The organism is Phenylobacterium sp. SCN 70-31 (assembly GCF_001724605.1).
Taxonomy (GTDB): Bacteria; Pseudomonadota; Alphaproteobacteria; order Caulobacterales; family Caulobacteraceae; genus Phenylobacterium.
This window is the reverse complement of record NZ_MEEX01000003.1, coordinates 57,187-66,213: the sequence shown is the minus strand read 5'-3', so window position 1 is coordinate 66,213 and position 9,027 is coordinate 57,187. Positions and strand designations below refer to the sequence as shown.

At 70.3% G+C, this 9,027-nt stretch carries 7 protein-coding genes and 1 riboswitch; of the genes, 1 reads left to right on the top strand and 6 read right to left on the bottom strand.

Features of this window, described 5'->3' with window-relative positions; genetic code table 11:
* The first annotated feature begins 33 nt into the window (after positions 1-33).
* Positions 34-226, top strand: a riboswitch (cobalamin riboswitch).
* A gap of 125 nt (positions 227-351) precedes the next feature.
* On the top strand, positions 352-2,313 hold the full coding sequence (locus ABS78_RS01550) for a TonB-dependent receptor (protein ID WP_293374190.1): 1,962 nt from the start codon (positions 352-354) through the stop codon (positions 2,311-2,313).
* A gap of 22 nt (positions 2,314-2,335) precedes the next feature.
* Here the strand turns inward: ABS78_RS01550 and ABS78_RS01545 are convergent, their stop codons facing one another.
* The 6 genes from ABS78_RS01545 to ABS78_RS01520 all read right to left on the bottom strand — a co-directional run bounded on the left by ABS78_RS01545 (position 2,336) and on the right by ABS78_RS01520 (position 9,015).
* Complete coding sequence (locus tag ABS78_RS01545) at positions 2,336-4,150, bottom strand: NAD(P)/FAD-dependent oxidoreductase (protein WP_293374188.1); 1,815 nt, start codon at positions 4,148-4,150, stop codon at positions 2,336-2,338.
* Between the two features lie 234 nt (positions 4,151-4,384).
* Complete coding sequence (locus tag ABS78_RS01540) at positions 4,385-4,576, bottom strand: hypothetical protein (RefSeq protein ID WP_293374186.1); 192 nt, start codon at positions 4,574-4,576, stop codon at positions 4,385-4,387.
* Positions 4,577-4,706: 130 nt separating this feature from the next.
* A complete protein-coding gene (locus ABS78_RS01535; RefSeq protein ID WP_293374184.1) occupies positions 4,707-5,075 on the bottom strand; it encodes a hypothetical protein in 369 nt (122 codons plus the stop codon).
* 60 nt (positions 5,076-5,135) lie between these two features.
* The gene (locus ABS78_RS01530; RefSeq protein ID WP_293374182.1) at positions 5,136-6,608 is read right to left on the bottom strand and encodes a pilus assembly protein N-terminal domain-containing protein; all 1,473 of its coding nucleotides are present in this window, start codon (positions 6,606-6,608) and stop codon (positions 5,136-5,138) included.
* A gap of 199 nt (positions 6,609-6,807) precedes the next feature.
* Positions 6,808-7,260: a hypothetical protein gene (locus ABS78_RS01525; protein WP_293374180.1), complete on the bottom strand. Its 453-nt coding sequence runs from the start codon at positions 7,258-7,260 to the stop codon at positions 6,808-6,810.
* A gap of 99 nt (positions 7,261-7,359) precedes the next feature.
* The gene (locus tag ABS78_RS01520) at positions 7,360-9,015 is read right to left on the bottom strand and encodes a glycosyltransferase family 4 protein (protein WP_293374178.1); all 1,656 of its coding nucleotides are present in this window, start codon (positions 9,013-9,015) and stop codon (positions 7,360-7,362) included.
* Between the last annotated feature and the right edge of the window lie 12 nt (positions 9,016-9,027).

Here is a 9,027-nt window from a genome sequence, read left to right as displayed (position 1 = left end):
GGGGGCGGATTGACCGTGGCCGGCGCTGGGGGTAGCTCGGCGCCTGCGTCAGGTTCCCCGCAAGGGGAGAATAGGGAACGGGGTCCGAAGCCCCGGCTGCCCTCGCAACTGTAGGCGGCGAGCCCGCGCGTCGAACGCCACTGGGATCCTCAGGGAGTCTGGGAAGGCGACGCGCACCGGCCTTGACCCGTGAGCCAGGAGACCTGCCCGACGCAGTCGTCCTTCGACCGGCCGAGGTGCGCCGGGCGAGCGGGTTTCCCCGAGAGGCGACGTGGTGCGGTCGCGCGCGCGGCCGAAGCCGGCGTTCGCCAGGACGCCGTCCCCGCGCGCCATGGGACAAGGGGATACGACATGGGCAAGGCCCTCTTCATCGGATCGGCGCTCGCCCTGGTGGCGGCAGGGGCGGGGACGGGCGCGTGGGCGGCCGAATTGCAGGATGCGCCCGACCCGGATGTCGCGGCGCGAGCGGGCGCCACCGGCGTGGCCGAGGTGGTCGTGACCGCCAACCGCACGGCGCAGGCGCGCGACCGGGTGGGACAGTCGGTGACCGTCCTGACGGACGCGGTCATCCGGAGCAGCCAGGCGACGGCGGCGGCGGACCTGCTGGCCCGGACGCCGGGCGTCAGCTTCACCCGCAACGGCGGGCCGGGCGCGTCCACGAGCCTGAACATCCGCGGCGCCGAGAGCCAGCATACCGTGGTGCTGATCGACGGCGTGAAGCTCAACGATCCGTCCTCGACCCAGGGCGGCTTCAACGCCGGCAACCTGCTCATCGGCGATATCGCGCGCATCGAGGTGCTTCGCGGCGCCCAGTCGACCCTGTGGGGCAGCCAGGCCATCGGCGGGGTGGTGAACATCGTCACGCGTGAACCGGAGGAGGTCTTCGAGGCCTCGGCCAATGTGGAGGCCGGCGCCCGCGACACCGCCTACCTGCGGGCCGGCGTGGGCGGGCGTTCGGATCGCGTCGCGTGGCGGCTGGCCGGCGGATACTACACCACCGATGGCTTCTCGGCCTACCGGCTGGGGCGCGAGCGGGACGGCTACATCAACGCCGGCGCCTCGGGACGCCTGCGGGTGACCCTGACGGACGCGATCTCGGCCGAGGTGAGGGCGGTCTATTCGCGGGGGCGCAACGACTTCGACGCCGTCGGCGCCGATACGCCGGAGTTCGGGCGCACGGCGGAGCTGGTGGCGTACGCCGGCCTCAACGCCGCCCTTCTCGACGGACGGCTGAAGAACAGAGTGGCCTTCGCCTACACCGACACTGATCGGGAGAATTTGAATCCCCTTCGCGCCGCGACTCAGCCGCTGACCTTCGATGCGGCAGGCAAGAATCGGCGATTCGAGTATCAGGGCGTGTTCGCGATCCGGGAGGATTGGACCGTGACTTTCGGCGCCGAGAGCGAGACGGCGCGGATGCGGACCCGTTCGCCGACCCCCGCGGTCCCCGACCCGGCCTATGTGCGCGGAAGGGTCGGCATCGACAGCCTGTACGGCCAGATGCAGGCCGGCGTCGGTCGCGGCCTGACGCTCACCGGGGGCCTCCGCTATGACGACCACGACACCTTCGGCGGCCACGTCGTGGGCCAGGTCGCCGCGGCCTGGTCGCTGAACGACGGCGCGACGGTGCTTCGCGCGAGCTGGGGCGAGGGGTTTCGCGCGCCGGGCGTCTTCGAGCTGTACAGCGATTTCGGCAACACCGGCCTGTCGCCCGAGCGCGTGAAGAGCTGGGACGCCGGCGTCGAGCAGCGGCTGTTCGACCGGGCGCGGGTGTCGGCCACCTGGTTCGATCGGGACGCCGACAACGAGATCCGTTTCAACAGCTGCACGGCCGCTTCGACCGATCCCCTGTGCCGCGTGAACGGGACGGTGCGGTTCGGTTACTACCGCAACATCCTGAAAACCCGGGCGCGAGGCGTCGAACTGTCGGGCGAGGTGACGCCGCTCAAGGGTCTGACGGTGTCGGGCAACTACACCTGGACCGACGCGGAGAACGCCTCGGGCGTCAACGCGGGCAAGCGGCTGGTCCGGCGGCCCGAGCACATGTGGAACCTCTCGGCGGCCTATGAATGGCCGGTCGGCGTCTCAACCGCGGCCGCCCTCCGTCATGTGGGCAAGACCTTCAACAACGACGCCAACACGGTGGCGCTGAAGGCCTACACCGTGGTCGACGTCCGCGCGTCCTGGCCGGTCACCGAGCGGGTCGAGATCTTCGGGCGCATCGAAAACCTCCTGGACGAGGATTACGAGACCATCCTCAACTACGGAACCGCCGGCCGCGGGGCCTTCGCCGGGGTGCGTGCGCGGTTCTAGGACCGCGCGGCGCACGCCCCTGTCAGCGGAACTCGAGGCCTTCGAAGTCGCCCGAGTTCCGCCAGGCGTCGATGTAGCGGAAATAGGCCGACGGACCGGCCGGATAGCCGACGTTGAGCCGGGCGGCGGGACCGGGGTCCTGGCCCTCGTTGTTGTAGTAGCCCGGCGTGCAGTCCGCGGCCCCCATCATCATCCGCCCGGGACCCTGGAGCAGAAGCTCGACCCAGGCGTCCTGGGCCTCCTGCGTGACCTCGACCTCGCGCGCGCCGGCGTCCAGGGCGTGCTTCACCACCGCGGCGATCGTCCGGCCGCCCTCGGTCAGGTTGTGGGGGACGTTCGAGATCAGGTTCGCGCCCTGGGTCGGCTGGACGAAGAACAGGTTGGGGAAGCCGTGCACGTGGATGCCGTGCTTGGTGCGCAGGCCCTCGGCCCACGCCTCACTGAGCTTCAGCCCGTCGCGGCCCGAGACATCGAAGCCGGCGCGACGCTTGTACTCCGTGCCGACCTCGAAACCGGAGGCGTAGATGATGCAGTCGACCTCGTATTCGACGCCGCCCGCGACGAGACCCTTTTCCGTGATCCGCTCCACACCCTTGCCGTCGGTGTCGACCAGCGTGACGTTCGGGTTGTTGAACGCCTGGAGATAGGCGTCGTGGAAGCACGGGCGCTTGCAGAGCTGACGGTACCAGGCCTTGAGCCGGTCGCCGGTCTCGCGGTCCTCGACGACAGTGTCCACGCGGGCCCGGATCTCCTCCATCTTCTCGAAATCGGAGTCCTCGAAGGCGGCCAGCATCCCCATCGGGTTGCGTTGATCGGCCGGGAGGCCAGCGATCTTCGCCCGGATGCGGCGCGACAGGTCGGTCCAGCCGTCCTGCACCAGGTCTTCCGTGGCGTTTCCCATCGCCTGGTTGTCGGTGAAGTTCTCCAGCCAGCGCTGCTGCCAGCCGGGGGTGGCGATGTCGGCGAACCACTGGGGGTCGATCGGCGCATTGGCGCGGACGTCGATCGACGACGGCGTGCGCTGGAAGACGTAGAGCCGGGCGGCGGTCTTCGCCAGGTGGGGGACCGCCTGGACCGAGGTGGCGCCGGTGCCGATGATGGCCACCCGCTTGTCGGCCAGCCTGTCCATTGGCGCACCCAGCGGGTCGCCCCCGGTGTAGTCGTAGTCCCAGCGGCTGGTGTGGAAGCTGTGGCCCTTGAAATCCTCGATGCCGGGGATGCCCGGCAGTTTCGGGACATGCAGCGGCCCGGTGCCCAGGCCGATGAAGCTGGCGGTGAAGCGGTCGCCGCGATTGGTGGAGATCACCCAGCGCCTGGCCGCGTCGTCCCAGGCCAGGTCGGTGACCTCGGTGTGGAAGAGGGCGTTGTCGTACAGGCCGAACTGGCGGCCGATCCGCTGGCACTGGGCCAGGATCTCGGGCGCGTGCGCATACTTCTCGCTCGGCATGTGGCCGGTTTCTTCGAGCAGCGGCATGTAGACCATCGAGGCCGTATCGCACTGCGCGCCGGGATAGCGGTTCCAGTACCAGGTGCCGCCGAAGTCGCCGCCCTTCTCGACGATCCGGACATCGGTGACGCCGACCTCGGTCAGTCGCGCGCCGGTGACGAGGCCGGCGAAACCGCCGCCCACGAAGGCGAAGGTGACATGGTCGGTCTTCGGTTCACGCTCGACGAAGGGCGTGTAGGGGTCGTCCAGATAGTGGGCGAGGTGGCTGCCCTTCAGCTCCAGGTACTGGGCGTTCCCGTCGGCGCGCAGCCGCTTGTCGCGTTCGGCCCGATACTTCGCGAGCAGGGCCTGCTTGTCGATATTGCGGGGGCTGGCGGTGTTTCCGTCCATCGGGGTGTCCTGGTTCGGCGGGATGTCGTCTGGCGGGGAGTGTAAGCGCCAAGTGGCCGTACCATATGTTCAAATTGAAATCTCGCTGCCTGAGATTCGTCCGGCCGGACGCTCAAGGCCAAGCTGACCGTCGGTGGCTGACCCGCGGCCGGTCGGTGGCGATGACGCGCGGTCGGCGAATCCGGACGCCGGCGTGGGATCGGACCTGTCGGTTTCGTCGCGGCGGCCGGGATCTCACCCGCCGTGCGGGCGCCGGTCGGCGATCGGCCGGTCGAAGGCGAGTACGAGACGGCGGACAGGATCCATCGAGGCGAGAAGCACAGCCGCCAGAGCCATCCGGAACGGATCCTCGAAGCTCATCATGACGAGCACCAGGACGGCCAACGCGAGCCAGGTCAGCAATCCGGTAAGGTTAAGGCGTCCCATGGGCGGAGTTCATCCTGCTCCGCGCCGATCGGCAATGGGGTTCGCGGCGGTGGCGAGTCTGTGTGGCCCGGTTCTCCTGCCAGGTTTCCCCGTCAGGCCTTCCGGCTTGTCCCCGTGCCCGACTCGAAACTCAGGGCTCGCAGGGCTCGCGGGTCCAGGTGTGGATCACGGTGGGCCGACTCCGCGAATCCGTCCGGGCGGGGGCGGTCATCGACACGTCCTGGGGCGCTGTCGAGGTGGCGCAGGCGCGCGCCTGGCCCTGCGCCTGGATCAGGATGCGGAATTCCGCCGGTCGCACCCCGTCGGCCCCACGGCCGCTGGTCACCAGGCACTGGGCTTCCGGCCGACCGGCCGTATCGGGCGCGACGGCGCAGCGCATGGCGGGAGCGTCGGCCGGGCGCGCATCGCCCGAGATCAGGCGAATCGGCGTCTCGGCCGCCATCGAAGGCCCGGCGGCCAGCATGGTGACCAGTAACGCGGCGGCGGAACCTCGGATCATGGCGGCCTCGTCCTGCGGTGAAGGCCTGGACCATCCCACGAGTCCCGCGCGGGCGACAGGTCAGGTGCGGCGGAACAGACTCCGCACCTTGCCGCCGATCCAGCGGGCGGGCGGCGCGAGGATCGCCTTGACCTCGGCGAACAGGGTCCGGACCTGCCGGCGCGGCGGGTCGGGGTCCGCGAGCCGCGTCGACGCCGGGGCGGGCGGCGCCTCGACGGGCGCAGCAACGGGCGCGGCGGCGGCGACGCGAACCGCCTGAGCGGGCGCCCCCGGGTCGTCGAGGCGGGGGGTGACGAGGATCGCCAGTTCCCGTCGCGCGTCGCGCGTGTGGGTCGTACGCAGGAAGCCGCCCAGCGGTGGCGCCCGCGCGAGCCCGGGCAAAGACTGCGACTGCTCGCGCCGGTCCTCCTGGAGCAGGCCGGCCAGCATGAAAGTCTCGCCGTCCCGCAGGTCCGCCGTGGTCGCCACGCGGCGCACCATGAGCGCCGGGACCTCGACACCGAAGATCGAGACGCCGTTCTGTGGGTCGGGTTCGCTGGCCTCGGCCTGGATCTCGAGGCGGATGGAGCCATTGGAACGGACTTCGGGCCTCATCTTCAGCGCCACGCCGTAAGGGCGGAATTCGATGGTGACCTTGTCGTCGCCGTCGGGAACGGGAATGGCGAGCTCGCCGCCGGCGTGGAACTCGGCCTCTTCCTTCGAGTGCGCGACCAGGGTCGGTTCGGCCAGCAGGCGGGCCTCGCCCGAGGCCTCCAGGGCGCGGAGCGCCGCCTGGAGACGGTGCTGTCCGAGGTGGGTGTCCACGACGGCGTTGAGGACCGCCGGGGTCGGGCTGATCCGCCCGGCTCGCGTGGCGATGGCGGTGTGGCCGTCATCCAGGGATATCCCGGCGCCGACCTCGCGCAGTCGCGTCTGGCTGACCTCGACGATCCGGACATCGATCCTGACGGTGGCGTTGCGGACGGCCAGCCGAGAGACCACCGCGTCCGGCGCGGTCGCCTGGGCCAGCTTCAGCGCCGCCTCGGCCGCGGCGGGGGACGAGACCTGGCCCTCCAGCAGGAGCCCCGAGGCCAGGGCGGTCACGGTGATCTCCTCGTCCGGGAGCGCCAGCGCCAGGGTGTCGCGTACGGCCTGGGCGTCGTAGCCGACGCGGACGTCCAGCGTCTGGGTCAGACGGCCGCCGGTGTCGTAGACGAGGAGATTGGTCGTCCCGAGTTCGCGGCCGATCAGGTAGATCTCGCGGGCTCCGGCCTGGCCGGCTTCCAGCAACTCGGGCTGGCTGACGACGATGCGCCCGACCGGGCCCTGGGCCCGCAGGGCGAGAGTCTTGTCGAGGGAGGCCTCGATGACGGTCTGCGCAGGCGCCTCCGGAGCCAGGATCGCGTCGGGTGGGAGGTCGGCCGCTTGGAGATCGGCGGCGTGCGCGGCCAACGGAGACAACGCGAGGGCCGCCGCGATCCCCGCCAGACGGCGCAGGACCCGGGCCGCCGTGCCGGCGGCCTCCAGAGAACGGGCGGCGAGTCTGCTGCGCATCCGTGCAAGAGTCACAGACGGCGTTCCGGCAAGCCTAACGGACGTGGTTTCCGCGGGATGAACGCCTGGCGGCCGTGGGTGGTCGAACGGCGCCTGTCGGGACGATGCGGCGGCGGAAATCCAAAGGTCCGCCGCCGAACTTCACGTTATGAACGTGCCATATGTAATTGTATAAATTGAAAAATTCGACATTCCCCTGTCAGGGTGCGTCGGATTTTTCCAGATAGGCGTCGAGGGCTTGGCGGGCCACGGTCTTGCAACCGCTCGATTCTGCGGTGCGGACGATATCGTCCAGCGTTGTGAGGCTTTCGATGGCGGGGCAGATGCCGCCGCGCCGGGCCCCGAACGTCCGGCCCACCGGAGGGGGTTCGACCAGAGCGCGCAGCGTCTCGAACCGTGCCGCGTCGGCGGCCGCCACGCGCGCGGCGGGCAGCGTGGCGCCTCCGCTGGCGCCCCTCAGGGTGGTCACCTCGCCCGAAGGCCGCATCACGGTGATGCTTTTTCCTACGCCCAGCGGCACACGCGTCCCGGCGTCGAACGCCTGGCCGCGCTTGATCGCGGGATCGGTGGAACTCACCACGATATAGTCGGCCGCGACGGCCGCGGTTCCGCACGCTGCGGACAGGACCGCACCCAAGAGAAGTCTACGCATCGGCTCATTCCCGTACGACTTGAAGATCGTGGACGCCCCAGTCCGGCCACTAGCACATCGTGCTGTTGAACGGTACCTGAACGACGCGACCAGACGTCCTCAGTTACGCAACTGCGCGATGTCCAGACGCACGAAACCGAACTTCGCCAGCCAGAGGACACCGCGCTCGAGGAACGGCCGGCGATCGGGGGGCACGTCGCGGAGCAGTTCGCCCAGGGGCCGGGGACCGCGCTCGAGCGCCGCCATCAGGGCCTCGAATTCGGTGTTCGAAGGCAGGCGGGCCGCGGGGCTGCGCAGTCCGGGCGTCTCCATGAGGAAGGCCGCTTCGCCCGGCGCGAACCGCCGCGCCAGCGACAGGATGTCGGAGGGTCCCAGCGCGCGGGTCGGATAGCCCGCGAACATCCGGAAGGGATCGGGGCGGTAGGGATTTTCCAGACCGGGCAGGGGCGGGGCCGCGCGCCGGCGGCGGGAAAGTTCGGCCCACAGCGCCTGATACTGAGGGATGACGGCGCGCCAGTCGAAGACCGCGCGCGCCCGCGCCTGCCCGGCCGCGCCCATGCGGGCCCGAAGCTTGGCGTCGCCGAACAAGGCGGTCAGCGCGTCGGCCGCGCGGCCGACGTCGACCGCGGTGAGCAGGGCGGTGGCTCCGGCGTAGTCCTCGTAGGACGTCATCCGCTGGGCGTAGGCGTAGACGAGATCGGCCCCCAGGCCCGGCCGCGGTTGCATCGTGGGAATCCGGAAGCCGTCGACGCCGTCGCGAACCGTGTCCCTGTAGCCGTCCCAGTCGCTGACGACGCACGGCAGGCCGGCGGCCATCGCCTCGACGGGCGTGAGCCCGAAGGTCTCCTGAAGGTTGTCGGACAGCGACAGGAAGACGTCGGCGACCGACAGGATGCTGTCGCGGGTCTCGGCGCTGGTGTCGCCGACAAGGCGGATCTGGACGTCGGGGCCGAAGGCCGCCGCCGCGGCCTGGAAAGCCTGCGCCTCCTCGGCCTTGCGGGCGCCCCCGAACAGCACCCAGTAGACCGGCCGCCCCAGGCGCTGCGACGCCTGCTGCAGCGCGAGCCCCATCGGCGTGGCGTGCATTTTGGTGGTGAGGCTGAAGCGGCCCATGTGGAGGGCCGTCGGTGCGTCCTGGGGGATGTCCAGGGCCTCGCGCCAGCCGCGGCGGGCTTCGGGGTCGAGGCGGAAGTCCGAGGTGTGCACGCCCAGCGGAATGGTGACGAGCTGGACCGGCGGAATCCGCGTCGCGCCGAACCGTTCCTGGAAGTAGTCGGCGACGCCTTCCAACAAGGATTCCACGGCCTTGCGTCCTGCATCTGATGTGCAGATCAGGGCGTCCCAGGGTTCGAGCGGCGCCAGCAGAAGCCCCGCCATCTCGTCGAGGATATAGGCCTCGGCGATCGAATGCGTCACCCCGGTCAGGGAGTACGCGGTCCCCCCGAAAGCCCGGCGCGCCCAGGCCTCTCCGCGCAACTCCGGGGTGGGGATGTAGAGGGCGCCCGCTTCCGCGACATGTCGCCGGTCCGCCCGGCCGAACCACCGGACGGGGCGGGTGGCCCCACCCAGGCGGGCGACCAGGGCGTCCAGTTCCGACTGCTCCTGGTCACGGGCGTTCCAGAAATAGAAGGCGTCCACGTCGGCATGGGCGAGAAGACCGCGCAGGAAGCCTTCGCCCGCCGAGTTGCGGCCCATCGGATGGGGAATCGCGGCGTCGTACGGCTCGGTGCTGAACAGGATCGCTGCGTTCGTCATGCCGCGCTCACG

Excerpts from the sequence above, each read along its gene's own strand:
- ABS78_RS01550 (WP_293374190.1), top strand. The coding sequence starts at position 352 with ATGGGCAAGGCCCTCTTCATCGGATCGGCGCTCGCCCTGGTGGCGGCA.
- ABS78_RS01545 (WP_293374188.1), bottom strand. The coding sequence starts at position 4,150 with ATGGACGGAAACACCGCCAGCCCCCGCAATATCGACAAGCAGGCCCTG.
- ABS78_RS01540 (WP_293374186.1), bottom strand. The coding sequence starts at position 4,576 with ATGGGACGCCTTAACCTTACCGGATTGCTGACCTGGCTCGCGTTGGCC.
- ABS78_RS01535 (WP_293374184.1), bottom strand. The coding sequence starts at position 5,075 with ATGATCCGAGGTTCCGCCGCCGCGTTACTGGTCACCATGCTGGCCGCC.
- ABS78_RS01530 (WP_293374182.1), bottom strand. The coding sequence starts at position 6,608 with ATGCGCAGCAGACTCGCCGCCCGTTCTCTGGAGGCCGCCGGCACGGCG.
- ABS78_RS01525 (WP_293374180.1), bottom strand. The coding sequence starts at position 7,260 with ATGCGTAGACTTCTCTTGGGTGCGGTCCTGTCCGCAGCGTGCGGAACC.
- ABS78_RS01520 (WP_293374178.1), bottom strand. The coding sequence starts at position 9,015 with ATGACGAACGCAGCGATCCTGTTCAGCACCGAGCCGTACGACGCCGCG.